The 13,941-nt window shown below is 51.3% G+C and carries 15 protein-coding genes and 2 pseudogenes; 10 read left to right on the top strand and 7 right to left on the bottom strand.

What is annotated here, in order from left to right:
- Positions 1–288, bottom strand: a pseudogene (locus DFR77_RS07940) (IS1595 family transposase); the annotation flags it as partial.
- A gap of 237 nt (positions 289–525) precedes the next feature.
- On the opposite strand from DFR77_RS07940, the gene DFR77_RS07935 reads away from it, so the two are divergent.
- The 8 genes from DFR77_RS07935 (at position 526) to nqrM (ending at position 8,140) form a co-directional block, all read left to right on the top strand.
- Positions 526–1,869 carry a Na(+)-translocating NADH-quinone reductase subunit A gene (locus DFR77_RS07935; protein WP_003689268.1) on the top strand — a complete coding sequence of 448 codons (1,344 nt, stop codon included), beginning with the start codon at positions 526–528 and terminating at the stop codon, positions 1,867–1,869.
- Positions 1,870–1,871: 2 nt separating this feature from the next.
- Positions 1,872–3,104, top strand: a complete 1,233-nt coding sequence (locus DFR77_RS07930; protein WP_003689269.1) for an NADH:ubiquinone reductase (Na(+)-transporting) subunit B — start codon at positions 1,872–1,874, stop codon at positions 3,102–3,104.
- The gene (locus tag DFR77_RS07925) at positions 3,097–3,873 is read left to right on the top strand and encodes a Na(+)-translocating NADH-quinone reductase subunit C (RefSeq protein ID WP_003689271.1); all 777 of its coding nucleotides are present in this window, start codon (positions 3,097–3,099) and stop codon (positions 3,871–3,873) included. The genes DFR77_RS07930 and DFR77_RS07925 overlap by 8 nt, the downstream gene beginning before the upstream one ends.
- Positions 3,873–4,499: an NADH:ubiquinone reductase (Na(+)-transporting) subunit D gene (locus DFR77_RS07920; RefSeq protein WP_002214361.1), complete on the top strand. Its 627-nt coding sequence runs from the start codon at positions 3,873–3,875 to the stop codon at positions 4,497–4,499. Before DFR77_RS07925 ends, DFR77_RS07920 begins: the two co-directional genes overlap by 1 nt.
- A 3-nt stretch (positions 4,500–4,502) precedes the next feature.
- Entirely contained in the window at positions 4,503–5,096 is a 594-nt protein-coding gene (gene nqrE / locus DFR77_RS07915) for an NADH:ubiquinone reductase (Na(+)-transporting) subunit E (protein ID WP_003689273.1), read from the top strand.
- A gap of 13 nt (positions 5,097–5,109) precedes the next feature.
- A complete protein-coding gene (nqrF, locus tag DFR77_RS07910) occupies positions 5,110–6,327 on the top strand; it encodes an NADH:ubiquinone reductase (Na(+)-transporting) subunit F (protein ID WP_003693696.1) in 1,218 nt (405 codons plus the stop codon).
- A gap of 516 nt (positions 6,328–6,843) precedes the next feature.
- On the top strand, positions 6,844–7,899 hold the full coding sequence (locus DFR77_RS07905) for an FAD:protein FMN transferase (RefSeq protein ID WP_113852088.1): 1,056 nt from the start codon (positions 6,844–6,846) through the stop codon (positions 7,897–7,899).
- A 25-nt stretch (positions 7,900–7,924) separates the two neighbouring features.
- Positions 7,925–8,140 (top strand): (Na+)-NQR maturation NqrM, encoded by a 216-nt coding sequence (gene nqrM / locus DFR77_RS07900; protein ID WP_002214367.1) that lies wholly within the window; start codon positions 7,925–7,927, stop codon positions 8,138–8,140.
- A gap of 123 nt (positions 8,141–8,263) precedes the next feature.
- Here the strand turns inward: nqrM and grpE are convergent, their stop codons facing one another.
- On the bottom strand, positions 8,264–8,842 hold the full coding sequence (grpE, locus tag DFR77_RS07895) for a nucleotide exchange factor GrpE (protein WP_003689277.1): 579 nt from the start codon (positions 8,840–8,842) through the stop codon (positions 8,264–8,266).
- 182 nt (positions 8,843–9,024) lie between these two features.
- On the opposite strand from grpE, the gene cysE reads away from it, so the two are divergent.
- Positions 9,025–9,843, top strand: coding sequence for a serine O-acetyltransferase (gene cysE, locus DFR77_RS07885; RefSeq protein ID WP_003689278.1), 819 nt, complete (start codon positions 9,025–9,027; stop codon positions 9,841–9,843).
- 203 nt (positions 9,844–10,046) lie between these two features.
- On the opposite strand, the gene ubiB is transcribed toward cysE, so the two are convergent.
- The 5 genes and pseudogenes from ubiB to DFR77_RS07860 all read right to left on the bottom strand — a co-directional run bounded on the left by ubiB (position 10,047) and on the right by DFR77_RS07860 (position 13,370).
- Positions 10,047–11,558 (bottom strand): ubiquinone biosynthesis regulatory protein kinase UbiB, encoded by a 1,512-nt coding sequence (ubiB, locus tag DFR77_RS07880; RefSeq protein WP_003689279.1) that lies wholly within the window; start codon positions 11,556–11,558, stop codon positions 10,047–10,049.
- A gap of 34 nt (positions 11,559–11,592) precedes the next feature.
- A pseudogene (locus tag DFR77_RS14140) lies at positions 11,593–12,053 on the bottom strand (peptidase).
- On the bottom strand, positions 12,050–12,196 hold the full coding sequence (locus DFR77_RS13380; RefSeq protein WP_003703690.1) for a hypothetical protein: 147 nt from the start codon (positions 12,194–12,196) through the stop codon (positions 12,050–12,052). Before DFR77_RS13380 ends, DFR77_RS14140 begins: the two are co-directional and overlap by 4 nt.
- A gap of 16 nt (positions 12,197–12,212) precedes the next feature.
- A complete protein-coding gene (erpA, locus tag DFR77_RS07865; protein ID WP_002219692.1) occupies positions 12,213–12,551 on the bottom strand; it encodes an iron-sulfur cluster insertion protein ErpA in 339 nt (112 codons plus the stop codon).
- A 132-nt stretch (positions 12,552–12,683) separates the two neighbouring features.
- A complete protein-coding gene (locus DFR77_RS07860; RefSeq protein WP_003689281.1) occupies positions 12,684–13,370 on the bottom strand; it encodes a S24 family peptidase in 687 nt (228 codons plus the stop codon).
- A gap of 186 nt (positions 13,371–13,556) precedes the next feature.
- On the opposite strand from DFR77_RS07860, the gene DFR77_RS07855 reads away from it, so the two are divergent.
- The gene (locus DFR77_RS07855) at positions 13,557–13,829 is read left to right on the top strand and encodes a hypothetical protein (RefSeq protein WP_003689282.1); all 273 of its coding nucleotides are present in this window, start codon (positions 13,557–13,559) and stop codon (positions 13,827–13,829) included.
- Positions 13,830–13,941 lie beyond the last annotated feature (112 nt).

Genomic DNA, 13,941 nt, shown 5'->3' with positions numbered 1-13,941 from the left:
CGGAATGCCGAAGACAACCGCTTTTCCTGCCGCGCCGCGACCGCGTCTGCCTTTACGCCGTCCGCCGAAATAGCTTCCGCCCGGCCCGGCGGGGCACTCGAAAACCTCATCGGCAGCCAAGGCCAAACGATGGTTGGTAACCGTGCGGATTTTACGGTAAAACAGTGCCGCCGAATCGGGATGGATACCCAAAATATCGGCTGCAGAACGGGCGGTAACTTCCGGTACAAAAGAACGGAGCGGTTCTTTTTGTACTTCTTTCTTTAATTTGCAGTGTGTTATCTTCATATTTCGAGGGTAACATATCTGCTAATCTAGTACAGACCCTTATCAAATCAATATCCCCCTTCCGACAATTAAAAACGGCTTCCGCAAGGAAAAAAGCGGCAAATCTGACAAACAGGTACAATTCCTGATAAAATCTAACACTTTGCTACATTAATTTATTCAATGCTTTTGATGCCACGCGACACGGTATCAAAAACACGCCGTTTTTACCTTAACCATCACAAGTAATGCAAATCTATGATTAAAATCAAAAAAGGTCTAAATCTGCCCATCGCGGGCAGACCGGAGCAAGTCATTTATGACGGCCCGGCCATTACCGAAGTCGCGTTGCTTGGCGAAGAATATGTCGGCATGCGCCCCTCGATGAAAATCAAGGAAGGTGAAGCCGTCAAAAAAGGCCAAGTGCTGTTTGAAGACAAAAAGAATCCGGGCGTAGTATTTACTGCGCCGGCTTCAGGCAAAATCGCCGCTATTCACCGTGGCGAAAAGCGCGTACTTCAGTCAGTCGTGATTGCCGTTGAAGGCAACGACGAAATCGAGTTCGAACGCTACGTACCTGAAGCGCTGGCAAAATTGAGCAGCGAAAAAGTGCGCCGCAACCTGATTCAATCAGGCTTATGGACTGCGCTTCGCACCCGTCCGTTCAGCAAAATCCCTGCCGTAGATGCCGAGCCGTTCGCCATCTTCGTCAATGCGATGGACACCAATCCGCTGGCTGCCGACCCTACGGTCATCATCAAAGAAGCCGCCGAAGACTTCAAACGCGGCCTGTTGGTATTGAGCCGCCTGACCGAACGTAAAATCCATGTGTGTAAAGCAGCAGGCGCAGACGTGCCGTCTGAAAATGCTGCCAATATCGAAACACATGAATTTGGCGGCCCGCATCCTGCCGGCTTGAGTGGCACGCACATTCATTTCATCGAGCCAGTCGGCGCGAATAAAACCGTGTGGACCATCAATTATCAAGACGTGATTGCCATCGGACGTTTGTTCGTAACAGGCCGTCTGAATACCGAGCGCGTGGTTGCCTTGGGCGGCCTGCAAGTCAACAAACCGCGCCTCTTGCGTACCGTTTTGGGTGCGAAGGTGTCTCAACTTACCGCCGGCGAATTGGTTGACGCGGACAACCGCGTGATTTCCGGTTCGGTATTGAACGGTGCGATTGCACAAGGCGCGCATGATTATTTGGGACGCTACCACAATCAGATTTCCGTTATCGAAGAAGGCCGCAGCAAAGAGCTGTTCGGCTGGGTTGCGCCGCAGCCGGACAAATACTCCATCACGCGCACCACTCTCGGCCATTTCCTAAAAAACAAACTCTTCAAGTTCACGACAGCCGTCAACGGCGGCGACCGCGCCATGGTACCGATCGGCACTTATGAGCGCGTAATGCCGTTGGACATCCTGCCTACCTTGCTTTTGCGCGATTTAATCGTCGGCGATACCGACAGCGCGCAGGCTTTGGGTTGCTTGGAATTGGACGAAGAAGACCTCGCTTTGTGCAGCTTCGTCTGCCCGGGCAAATACGAATACGGCCCGCTGTTGCGCAAAGTGCTGGAAACCATTGAGAAGGAAGGCTGATTATGGGCTTAAAACATTTTCTGGAAAAAATCGAACCGCACTTCCTGCCGGGCGGCAAACATGAAAAATGGTATGCCCTCTATGAAGCTGCGGCGACGATTTTCTATACATCCGGCGCGGTAACGCGCAAAGCGGCGCACGTCCGCGACGCGCTCGACTCCAAACGCATGATGATTTTGGTGTGGCTGGCTTTGTTCCCCGCCATGTTTTACGGCATGTACAACGTCGGCGCACAGGCATTCGGTGCCTTAACGCCCGATTTGCTGCAACAAAGCATCGCCAACGACTGGCATTACGCCCTTGCCAACGCTTTGGGCATCAATATGTCGCCTGAAGCGGGCGTGTTGGGCAAAATGCTGTTCGGCGCGATTTACTTCCTGCCGATTTACGCGACCGTATTTATTGTGGGCGGCTTCTGGGAAGTCTTGTTCGCATCCGTACGCAAACACGAAATCAACGAAGGTTTCTTCGTTACTTCGATTCTGTTTGCCTTAATCGTTCCGCCCACGCTGCCGCTGTGGCAGGCGGCTTTGGGTATTTCTTTCGGCGTTGTGGTTGCGAAAGAAGTATTCGGCGGTACAGGTAAAAACTTCATGAACCCTGCGCTGGCAGGCCGCGCCTTCCTGTTCTTCGCCTACCCCGCCAACTTGAGCGGCGATGCGGTTTGGACGGCGGTTGACGGCTATTCCGGCGCAACCGCGCTGGCGCAATGGGCGGCACACGGTGCAGACGGCCTGAAAAACGCCGTAACCGGTCAAACCATCACTTGGATGGACGCGTTTATCGGCAAACTGCCCGGCTCCATCGGCGAAGTCTCCACTTTGGCACTCTTAATCGGCGGCGCGTTTATCGTGTTTGCCCGCATCGCTTCTTGGCGCATTATTGCCGGCGTGATGATCGGTATGATTGCGATGTCTTCGCTGTTTAACTTCATCGGTTCTGACACCAACGCTATGTTTGCTATGCCTTGGTACTGGCACTTGGTGGTCGGCGGCTTCGCCATCGGTATGCTGTTTATGGCGACCGACCCCGTTTCCGCTTCCTTTACCAATGTCGGCAAATGGTGGTACGGCGCGCTTATCGGCGTAATGTGCGTGTTAATCCGCGTGGCCAATCCGGCTTACCCCGAAGGCATGATGTTGGCGATTCTGTTTGCCAACCTGTTTGCCCCGATTTTCGACTATTTCGTCGCACAAGCGAACATCAAACGCAGAAAGGCGCGCAGCAATGGCTAAGAAATTCGATAAAGACAGCTTCAGCGGCACGCTGATTGTCGTGTTGGCGGTCAGCCTGATTTGCTCGGTCATCGTTGCCGGTGCGGTCGTCGGCTTGAAACCCATCCAAGAAAAACAAAAACTCCAAGACAAACAAGGCTATATTTTGAGCGTGGCCGGTTTGATGGATAAGGACACCGACATCGGTAAAACCTTTGCCGAGCGTATCGAGCAACGCGTGGTCGATTTGGCGACCGGCGAATATGTGAAAGACGCGCCGAAAGACTTCAGCGCGCGCATCGCAGGCAAAGACCCCGCGCAAAGCATCCGCATCAAACCTGAAGACGATTTGGCAGGCATCAAAAGCCGCGCCAAATACACCGAGGTTTATTTGGTAAAAGGCGAAGACGGCAAAATCGGGCAAATCATCCTGCCGATGCACGGCAACGGTTTGTGGTCGGTGATGTACGGCTTCGTCGCCATCCGACCCGACGGCAACACCATCAACGGCATTACCTACTACGAACAAGGCGAAACCCCGGGCTTGGGCGGCGAAATCGGCAATCCTTTGTGGCAGCAAAAATTCGTCGGCAAAAAATTGTTTGACGGACAAGGCAAACTCGCCCTGCACGTGGGCAAAGGCGCGGGTTCGGACAAAGAACACGGCGTAGACGCCCTCTCCGGCGCGTCGCTGACTTCCAAAGGCGTGCAAGGTTCGTTCGCCTACTGGTTCGGCGAAAACGGCTATATCCCCTACCTGAACAAATTGAAATCAGCAGGAGTGCAATAATGGCTGATATGAAACGCTTGAAACATTTGATGTTCTCACCCTTTATCGACAACAACCCGATTGCCTTGCAGGTTTTGGGTATTTGTTCGGCTTTGGCGGTTACCACCAAACTTCAGACGGCCATCGTAATGGGTATTTCCGTAGCTTTGGTAACCGGTTTTTCCAGCTTCTTCATTTCGCTGGTGCGCAACTACATCCCCAACAGCATCCGCATCATCGTGCAAATGGCGATTATCGCGTCGCTGGTTACGCTGGTCGACCAACTGCTTCAGGCATTTGCCTACGAATTGTCCAAGCAGCTTTCCGTATTCGTCGGCCTGATTATTACCAACTGTATAGTGATGGGCCGTGCCGAAGCATTTGCGATGAAAGAGCCGCCGCTGGAAAGCCTGATCGACGGCATCGGCAACGGTGCGGGCTACGGGATGATGCTGCTTGTCGTCGCCACCGTCCGCGAACTGATCGGCTCAGGCAAACTTTTAGGTTATACCGTCTTTCAAACCGTACAGGACGGCGGCTGGTATCAGACCAACGGCCTCTTCCTACTCGCCCCCAGCGCGTTCTTCATCATCGGCTTTTTGATTTGGGGACTGCGTACTTGGAAACCCGAACAGGCGGAGGAATAAGCTATGGAACACTATTTGAGCCTCTTCATCAAATCCGTCTTCATTGAAAATATGGCGCTATCCTTCTTTTTGGGTATGTGTACGTTTTTGGCGGTATCCAAAAAAGTATCCACCGCATTCGGTTTGGGTGTGGCGGTAATTTTCGTACTCGGGCTGTCCGTCCCCGCCAACCAATTGGTTTACTCGCTGCTCAAAGACGGCGCGATTGTCGAAGGCGTGGATTTGACCTTTTTGAAATTCATCACCTTTATCGGCGTGATTGCCGCTTTGGTGCAGATTTTGGAAATGTTCTTGGACAAATTCGTCCCCGCCCTCTATAACGCGCTGGGCATCTACCTGCCTCTGATTACCGTAAACTGCGCGATTTTCGGCGCCGTATCGTTTATGGCGCAACGCGAATACGACTTCGGCGAGTCCGTCGTGTACGGCTTCGGCGCGGGTTTGGGCTGGATGTTGGCGATTGTCGCTTTGGCGGGCATTACCGAAAAAATGAAATATTCGGACGCTCCCAAAGGCCTCAAAGGCTTGGGCATTACCTTTATCGCCGCCGGCCTGATGGCAATGGCGTTTATGTCGTTCTCCGGCATCCAGTTATAAGAAAGGGACCGGTATGGAGATTATTTTAGGTATCGTGATGTTTACCGTCATCGTCTTAGCTTTGGCACTGATGATTCTGTTTGCCAAATCCAAGTTGGTCAGCGAAGGCGACATCACCATCAAAGTCAATGATGAAAAAGAACTGACTATGCCCGCCGGCGGCAAACTCTTGGGCGCGCTTGCCAGCCAAGGCATCTTTGTCCCCTCCGCCTGCGGTGGCGGCGGTTCGTGCGGACAATGCCGCGTTGTCGTGAAAAGCGGCGGCGGCGACATTCTGCCGACCGAGCTGTCCCACATCAGCAAACGCGAAGCACGCGAAGGCTGCCGTTTGTCCTGCCAAGTCAATGTCAAAACCGACATGGACATCGAAGTACCCGAAGAAGTGTTCGGCGTGAAAAAATGGGAATGCACCGTCATTTCCAACGACAACAAAGCAACGTTCATTAAAGAACTCAAGCTTGCCATTCCCGAAGGCGAAGAAGTTCCTTTCCGCGCCGGCGGCTACATTCAAATCGAAGCCCCGCCGCACACCGTTGCCTACAAAGACTTCGACATTCCCAAGGAATATCACGAAGACTGGGACAAATACAATCTGTGGCAATACGTTTCCAAAGTGGACGAGCCGATTTTGCGCGCCTACTCTATGGCTTCGTATCCTGAAGAAAAAGGCATCATTATGCTGAACGTGCGTATCGCCACGCCTCCCCCGCGCGTACCCGATGCGCCTCCGGGACAAATGTCGTCCTACATCTGGTCGCTCAAACCCGGCGACAAAGTTACGATTTCCGGCCCGTTCGGCGAATTTTTCGCCAAAGACACCGATGCCGAAATGGTATTTATCGGCGGCGGTGCGGGTATGGCCCCGATGCGTTCCCACATTTTCGACCAGTTGAAACGTTTGCACTCCAAACGCAAAATCACCTTCTGGTACGGCGCACGCTCCAAACGCGAAATGTTCTATGTCGAAGACTTCGACCAACTCGCGGCAGAATTCCCGAACTTCACTTGGCACGTCGCCCTGTCCGACCCATTGCCTGAAGACAACTGGGACGGCTACACGGGCTTCATCCACAACGTGGTTTACGAAAACCACCTGAAAAACCACGAAGCACCGGAAGACTGCGAATTTTATATGTGCGGCCCGCCGATTATGAACCAGTCCGTCATCAAAATGCTCAAAGACTTGGGCGTGGAAGACGAAAACATCCTCTTGGACGATTTCGGCGGTTAAATATTCGGCTTCAAACACAAAAGGAAGAAACCCCGGTTTCTTCCTTTTTTATCCGATGCCGTCCGAACACCCTTCAGACGGCATCCGCCCATACCCGTATCAATATCGTTTTTTTACCCTGCGGCGGATGTGCGGCTAAATATTTTGACGAAAAAACAAAGAAGTATACTTCTTTTTAGTTATGGTTGATTCCATAACTAAAAAAGTATCGATCAACCCATTTTACGAGGTACGGATAATGTCTGACAGCTTTGAAAACAGCCCCGAATACGATGATTGGATTGAATCGGGCGGTCGTGATGAAGATTACGAATACTACTACAACAAATGGCAACGCAGGACGCGCTGACCATTAAACCCTGACAAACCGGTTTGTAAAACACCGGTTTGTTTTTTATTACCGCCACCCAAACGACGGGCGATGCCGCCCGAACGCCCTTCAAACGGCATCGGCATAGAAACATACCGGCCGTTTTGCGATATAATTCAAGCCATTTGCCAAAACCGTCAAACACTATGCCGTCTGAAACACGCCTGCCGAACCTTATCCGCGCCTTGATATTTGCCCTGGGTTTCATCTTCCTGAACGCCTGTTCGGAACAAACCGCGCAAACCGTTACCCTGCAAGGCAAAACGATGGGTACGACCTATACCGTCAAATACCTTTCAAATAATCGGGACAAACTCCCCTCCCCTGCCAAAATACAAAAGCGCATTGATGATGCGCTTAAAGAAGTCAACCGGCAGATGTCCACCTACCAGACCGATTCCGAAATCAGCCGGTTCAACCAACACACAGCCGGCAAGCCCCTCCGCATTTCAAGCGATTTCGCACACGTTACCGCCGAAGCCGTCCGCCTGAACCGCCTGACTCACGGCGCACTGGACGTAACCGTCGGCCCTTTGGTCAACCTTTGGGGGTTCGGCCCCGACAAATCCGTTACCCGTGAACCGTCGCCGGAACAAATCAAACAGGCGGCATCTTATACGGGCATAGACAAAATCATTTTGCAACAAGGCAAAGATTACGCTTCCTTGAGCAAAACCCACCCCAAAGCCTATTTGGATTTATCTTCGATTGCCAAAGGCTTCGGCGTTGATAAAGTTGCGGGCGAACTGGAAAAATACGGCATTCAAAATTATCTGGTCGAAATCGGCGGCGAGTTGCACGGCAAAGGCAAAAATGCGCACGGCGAACCGTGGCGCATCGGTATAGAGCAACCCAATATCATCCAAGGCGGCAATACGCAGATTATCGTCCCGCTGAACAACCGTTCGCTTGCCACTTCCGGCGATTACCGTATTTTCCACGTCGATAAAAACGGCAAACGCCTCTCCCACATCATCAATCCCAACAACAAACGACCCATCAGCCACAACCTCGCCTCCATCAGCGTGGTCTCAGACAGTGCAATGACGGCGGACGGTTTATCCACAGGATTATTTGTTTTAGGCCAAACCGAAGCCTTAAGGCTGGCAGAACAAGAAAAACTCGCTGTTTTCCTAATTGTCCGGGATAAGGACGGCTACCGCACCGCCATGTCTTCCGAATTTGCCAAGCTGCTCCGCTAAACATACAAACCGATTAGGAAACACCATGAAAACCCTGCTCCTCACCTTCGGCATCTTCCTGACCGTCATCATCGGTATGGCGGTCGGCTATATTTTCTCCAAACGCACCATCAAAGGCAGTTGCGGCGGCATTACCGCTTTAGGTATGAAAAAAATGTGCGACTGCGACACACCTTGCGACACCCTGCAAAAAAAGCTGGATGAAGAAAAACAGGCAGGCGGCATACGGGTTGACCGTTAACGCCGAAACAAAATGCCGCCTGAAGCCCGGCCGGCGGGTTCAGACGGCATTGCCGCTTTACTTCGATCGGTTTATACGCAAAACGCGCTTCAGGAAATAAATCAGATTATTCCCCAGACGCCTTCAGGCTTCCTTCCGTGCCACCGTAACCATAGCCGGGCGCAACACACGGTCGGACAGGGTATAACCCTTCTTCATCACACCAACCACGGTATTGGGTTCCTGCTCACTGGCCACCGCCTGCATCGCCTGATGGATATTCGGATCGAGCTTATCGCCCGCTTTAGGATTGATTTCCTTGATTTGCGTGGCATCAAACGCCTTCTGCAACTCATTCAAAGTCATCTGCACACCCATTTTCAGCGCATCGAAATTACCGCTCTGATCCAAAAGCGCCATTTCCAGATAATCCTTGACCGGCAACATTTCCACGGCAAACTTCTGTCCGGCGAACTTGTGCGTATCGGCAATTTCCTGCTGGTGGCGGCGGCGCAGGTTTTGCTCGTTTGCCAAAGCGCGCAGTTGTTCGTCTTTCAACTGCGCTTCCAGCTCGGCAATCCGCGCCTGCAAATCCTCATAAGCCGGCTCGGCGGCAGCCTGTTCCTGTACACCGTCCGCATTTCCTACTGTCTCGACGGTTTCCACCGCCTCCACATTTTCAACCGCTTCTTCACTGTTTTGCTGCTGTGTCTGTTCGCTCATATCGTATCCCTCAAAACAAATTGGAAATCAAAATCCGGTTATTACCCGAGCAAGATAAGGACATTTTCAAGAAACTTCAAGCAAAGGCAGGAAATTTCACATCCGCCGCCGAATACCCTACCGCAAAAACCATATAAACGGTAAGATACCGCCGACCTTATGCTTTTCAGACGGCATCCATTATGAAAAAAAACCATTTGAACACAACCGGTTTCGACCTCTGGCACACCATCCGCGAAGAAACCGCGGCCGCTGCCGCCGCCGAACCGATGCTGGCAAGTTTTTTGCACCAAACCGTGTTGCGCCACGAGTCCCTCGGCTCCGTCCTTGCCTACCACCTTTCCAGCAAACTCGGCAGCCCGATTATGGACGTGCGCGCGCTGTTTGAAATTTACCAGCAGGCATTGGGCAGCGACACCCAAATCAGCAAATGTGTCGAAGCAGACTTAAAAGCCATCTACGAACGCGATCCCGCCTGCGACGAATATTCGCTGCCGCTTTTATATTTCAAAGGCTTCCACGCGATTCAGGCACACCGCATCAACCACCGGCTGTATCTCGACGGACGCAAAACGCTGGCGTATTTCCTACAAAACCGTATGTCCGAAGTATTCGGCGTGGACATCCATCCCGCCGCCCGTTTAGGATACGGGCTGATGCTCGACCACGCCACCGGCTTTGTTGCCGGAGAAACCGCCGTGTTGGGCAACAATATTTCGATTTTGCACGGCGTAACGCTCGGCGGTTCGGGCAAAGAAGGCGGCGACCGCCACCCCAAAATCGGCGACGGCGTGATGATCGGCGCAAACGCCTCGATATTGGGCAATATCCGCATCGGCAGCAATGCCAAAATCGGCGCGGGCAGCGTCGTGGTTTCAGACGTGCCGCCGTCCATCACGGTTGTCGGCGTACCCGCCAAACCCGTGGCGCGATCGCTCAAAACCCCGTCGGCGGATATGGATCAAAATATCCAGTTTGCCGAAATCGACTTTATGATTTGAATATCCGCACCAATGCCGTCTGAAACGCCAAACGGGCTTCAGACGGCATTGCCCGCTTCAAGCCTGCGCCTTAATATGCCGCCGATGCCGGCACTTATCAGTCGGACAAAATGCCTTTTATTCGATACGCCCGATTCCCACGCAACCGGAAATAACCGGTTTCCTTGTAAACGGGCGGAGTCGGGCAATGATTCGGACAAAGCCTATTTCAAAAGCAAAATCAGCAGCAAAACAACCGCTATCGCTGCCAGCCACAGGCTTTGCCGCTGCTGCACTTTGACCAAATGGATATAGGCATCGCGCATTTCCTGCCGGCGCGCCTCATCGACCAAGGCATTGATTTTGCGCGGCAGGGAAGGGATGATTTGCGCCCAGTCTGGGGCTTCGTTTTTGAGGTTGCGCCAAAGGGCTTTGGGACCGACCTGCCCGTTCATCCATTTTACCAAAAACGGTTTGGCGGTTTTCCACAAGTCCAAATCGGGATCGAGTTGGCGGCCCAAGCCTTCGATGTTGAGCAGCGTTTTTTGCAGCAATACCAGCTGCGGCTGGATTTCGACATTGAAGCGGCGGCTGACTTCAAACAGGCGCATCAGTACCAAGCCGAAGGAAATCTGCGAAATCGGTTTGTTGAACACAGGCTCGCACACGGCGCGAACCGCCGCTTCCAACTCTTCCGCACGCGTGTCGGCAGGCACCCAGCCCGATTCGACGTGGGCGGTGGCGACACGTCGGTAATCGCGGTTGAAAAAGGCGAGGAAATTGATGGCGAGATAGCGTTTGTCGTAATCGGTCAGCGTACCGACGATGCCGAAATCAAGGGCGATATAGCGGTTGTCGGCGGCAACCAAAATATTGCCGGGGTGCATATCCGCGTGGAAAAAGCCGTCGCGGAAAACTTGCGTGAAAAAGATTTCCACGCCGTAATCGGCAAGTTTGTGCAAATCGATGCCGTCTGCTTTGAGTTTGGCGATGTCGGAAACCGGCGTGCCGTCCATCCATTCAATCGTCAGCACGTCGCTTGTGCAGTAGTCGTAAAACACCTTGGGCACAATCAGCATATTGCTGTTTTGGAAATTGCGCCCGAGTTGTCCTGCATTGGCGGCTTCGCGCATCAAATCCAATTCGTCGTGCAGGTATTTGTCGAACTCCGCCACCACTTCGCGCGGCTTCAGACGCTTGCCGTCTGAAAACAAGCGTTCGACCCAAGCCGCGCCGAAACGCATCAGCGACAAGTCTTGTTCGATAAGGGGCAAGAGGTTGGGGCGCAAAACTTTGACCGCCACTCGTTCGCCCGAATGCAGGCGGGCTTTGTGTACTTGGGCGATGGACGCGCTGGCGACGGGCTCGGTTTCAAATTCCGCATACAGCTTTTCGATGGGCTGACCCAGCGATTTTTCGATTTGTTCACGCGAAAGCCGCGCGTCAAAAGGCGGCACTTTGTCTTGCAGCTTTGCCAGTTCGACGGCGTAATCGTGCGGAATCAAATCGGGGCGTGTGGACAAAACCTGCCCGAACTTGATGAAAATCGGCCCCAGGCTTTCCAAGGCAAGGCGCAGACGGACGGCAGGCGGTTCGTTTTTCAATTTGGACGACTGCGGCATCATTTTCAGCAGAGCGCATATCCAACCGCTACCCATCAGCGAAACGCACAGACCTGCCAGCCGATAGCGGTAAAAAGTCCCGACAATGACCGTCAGGCGTTTCAACCATTTCATATATAAAATCCCGAATACAGCATTTATCGGACAATCAAAAAATCTTACCGAGCAGATAGCCCAAAAAGGCAATCAGCAACCCGAAAACCAGCGGTTTGATATTGCGGGGCGGCGGCTCGGGTTGCGAAGATGCGGAAATATCATCTTCCCGCCCGCCGTGAAGTTCAAGATATTCGGGCATTTCCCCATCCGCGCCTCCTCCTTCGCCCTCCCCCTCCTCCGGCGGCACGACCGTTTCCAACTCCATATACGGGTAATAATATCCAAACCCAAATAGCTGAAATAATCATGCAACTCTTCCCGTTTCGCCCAAGTGCATTTTTCCTCAACCAGCACTTGCGGTTTGGAATCGAGCGATTCGATCAATCCTTCCGCCTTTTCTTCGCCGAGATTCTCCTTAAGGCACTCCCGGATAAGCCCGCGATCCACTTGGGGCGGGTAGGAAACATATACATCGTACAAATCGTTTCGGTAATCTTTACTCATCTCAATCATAAGGGAACAAATACGCCTGATACCGTTCCGCCCGTTCCTTTCGGGAAACCCGATTCATCTTCAAGCAATCGGATTATATGTAAATTCATCCCGATAATATATTTTCCAAAAGTAAAAATGCCGTCCGAACGTTCAGACGGCATAACACAAACCAGCCGGTCACACGGAAAACGACGATCCGCAACCGCAGGTTGTTTCCGCATTCGGATTGCGGATGACGAACTGCGAACCCTGCAGACTTTCCGTATAGTCGATTTCCGCACCGACCAGATATTGATAGCTCATCGGATCGACCAAAAAGACCAAACCGTTTTTCTCAATTTCAAAATCGTCGTCGTTTTTGATTTCGTCAAAAGTAAATCCGTACTGGAAACCCGAACAGCCGCCGCCGTTGACAAAAACCCGCAATTTCAAATCGGGATTGTTTTCTTCGGCAATCAAATCGGCAACTTTGGCACAGCAGCTGTCAGTAAAAATAATAGGGCTTTCGTCCGACATGGTGTTATTCCTTAATATAATATTTTCTGCATTCTCTCTCAACCCCCCTTCAAAGGCAAGCAGGGCTTCGCCTTTGAAAAAGGAATTGTCCCAATAGATAAGTTTGACCGCCTGCAATTTCAAGCCCCAAACTCAAACCGTCCTGCCGAACCACTCGACACGCCCGATAATCTCCACATCATCGGTCAAGTCGTTCAAATTGATTTCAAAAGCAGGATAAGCCTCGTTGGCGGAAATGACATTGATAATCCCGCCGGGGACGATTTGCAGGCGTTTGACCAACAGATTTTCATTAATCCGCAACACATACAGTCCGTCTCTCGGCGTATTTTCCCCATGATTGACCAAAATCGAATCTCCGTCATTCAAAACCCCCTCCATCGAATCCCCCTTGACGGAAATTACAGACAGGTTTTTCGTATCTCGGGTAACATAATTCTCAATCCAATGCCGTCTGAACGCCATTGTAAATACCGGTTCCTCATGACCGACAAACTGCCCGTATCCCGCAGCCGCCCGAATATCATATCTCGGCACAAAGACAAACTCGTCCGTATCAACTTCATTTCCCAAGGTATCGTAAGCAAGGGATTTTTTTGGGGCTTCATCCGGAAACGGATTACCCTCCCCTGTCAGCAGCCAATCGATACTACACCCCTTCAACTGCTTAATTTTTTTCAATGTTTCAGACTTCGGCAGACCGCCTTCATTCCATATTCTGCTGAAGCCCGCAATCGTCATTTCAATATCGGATGCGATTTTTGCCTGCCTCGCTTCACTTTTCCATAAAAAAACCAGTCTGTCTTTAAAGGTTTCCATAAATATCCTTCCGCTCCCCTTCATTCAATCATCTAAAGTAAACATGAAATATATTTTACATTAGCTATCCCAAAAACGGAATAACTATGATAAACTAAATTTAAATTATGATTTTTCTTATCCAATACATAATTTTTCAGATTTTCCATAGGTTTAATCCCGAATTGACAGAAAAAGGATAGAAAAATGAAGAAAACCAGCAAATATCTTATCTATACTGCGGCATTTACCTCATTCTGCTTTGCCTTCCAAGAAAACCGTTCTGAAGCCAAACAGCCCGACATCACTTTATCCGCATCCCTGTGCGAACAATTCAACATGCTGAACGCCAAAGATATGGATACAGAACAAGTCTCCCTTTCCAAAGAATGCGACATCATCGAGTCTTCACACGACTGGGAAAAAGAGTACGGCAACTTGAACGAACAGGAAATGCTCGCCGGCGTCGTCTATGAATAAACCTGCCTGCCATTTGAAACATTATGCTTGAATGCATTGGAGCCAAATGTATTAAATCAAATATAAAACCAATATATTCATAAAGTTATATACTTATAGCCATGCTGTAGCT

The sequence above is a fragment of the Neisseria gonorrhoeae genome (assembly GCF_003315235.1).
Classification (GTDB): domain Bacteria; phylum Pseudomonadota; class Gammaproteobacteria; order Burkholderiales; family Neisseriaceae; genus Neisseria; species Neisseria gonorrhoeae.
Note: the sequence above shows the minus strand (reverse complement) of the source record. Positions and strands in the feature narration are given on the sequence as shown.

Excerpts from the sequence above, each read along its gene's own strand:
- DFR77_RS07855 (WP_003689282.1), top strand. The coding sequence starts at position 13,557 with ATGAAGAAAACCAGCAAATATCTTATCTATACTGCGGCATTTACCTCA.
- cysE (WP_003689278.1), top strand. The coding sequence starts at position 9,025 with ATGAAAAAAAACCATTTGAACACAACCGGTTTCGACCTCTGGCACACC.
- DFR77_RS07925 (WP_003689271.1), top strand. The coding sequence starts at position 3,097 with ATGGCTAAGAAATTCGATAAAGACAGCTTCAGCGGCACGCTGATTGTC.
- nqrF (WP_003693696.1), top strand. The coding sequence starts at position 5,110 with ATGGAGATTATTTTAGGTATCGTGATGTTTACCGTCATCGTCTTAGCT.
- grpE (WP_003689277.1), bottom strand. The coding sequence starts at position 8,842 with ATGAGCGAACAGACACAGCAGCAAAACAGTGAAGAAGCGGTTGAAAAT.
- ubiB (WP_003689279.1), bottom strand. The coding sequence starts at position 11,558 with ATGAAATGGTTGAAACGCCTGACGGTCATTGTCGGGACTTTTTACCGC.
- nqrE (WP_003689273.1), top strand. The coding sequence starts at position 4,503 with ATGGAACACTATTTGAGCCTCTTCATCAAATCCGTCTTCATTGAAAAT.
- DFR77_RS07930 (WP_003689269.1), top strand. The coding sequence starts at position 1,872 with ATGGGCTTAAAACATTTTCTGGAAAAAATCGAACCGCACTTCCTGCCG.
- DFR77_RS07935 (WP_003689268.1), top strand. The coding sequence starts at position 526 with ATGATTAAAATCAAAAAAGGTCTAAATCTGCCCATCGCGGGCAGACCG.
- nqrM (WP_002214367.1), top strand. The coding sequence starts at position 7,925 with ATGAAAACCCTGCTCCTCACCTTCGGCATCTTCCTGACCGTCATCATC.
- DFR77_RS07905 (WP_113852088.1), top strand. The coding sequence starts at position 6,844 with ATGCCGTCTGAAACACGCCTGCCGAACCTTATCCGCGCCTTGATATTT.
- erpA (WP_002219692.1), bottom strand. The coding sequence starts at position 12,551 with ATGTCGGACGAAAGCCCTATTATTTTTACTGACAGCTGCTGTGCCAAA.
- DFR77_RS07920 (WP_002214361.1), top strand. The coding sequence starts at position 3,873 with ATGGCTGATATGAAACGCTTGAAACATTTGATGTTCTCACCCTTTATC.
- DFR77_RS13380 (WP_003703690.1), bottom strand. The coding sequence starts at position 12,196 with ATGCCGTCTGAACGTTCGGACGGCATTTTTACTTTTGGAAAATATATT.
- DFR77_RS07860 (WP_003689281.1), bottom strand. The coding sequence starts at position 13,370 with ATGGAAACCTTTAAAGACAGACTGGTTTTTTTATGGAAAAGTGAAGCG.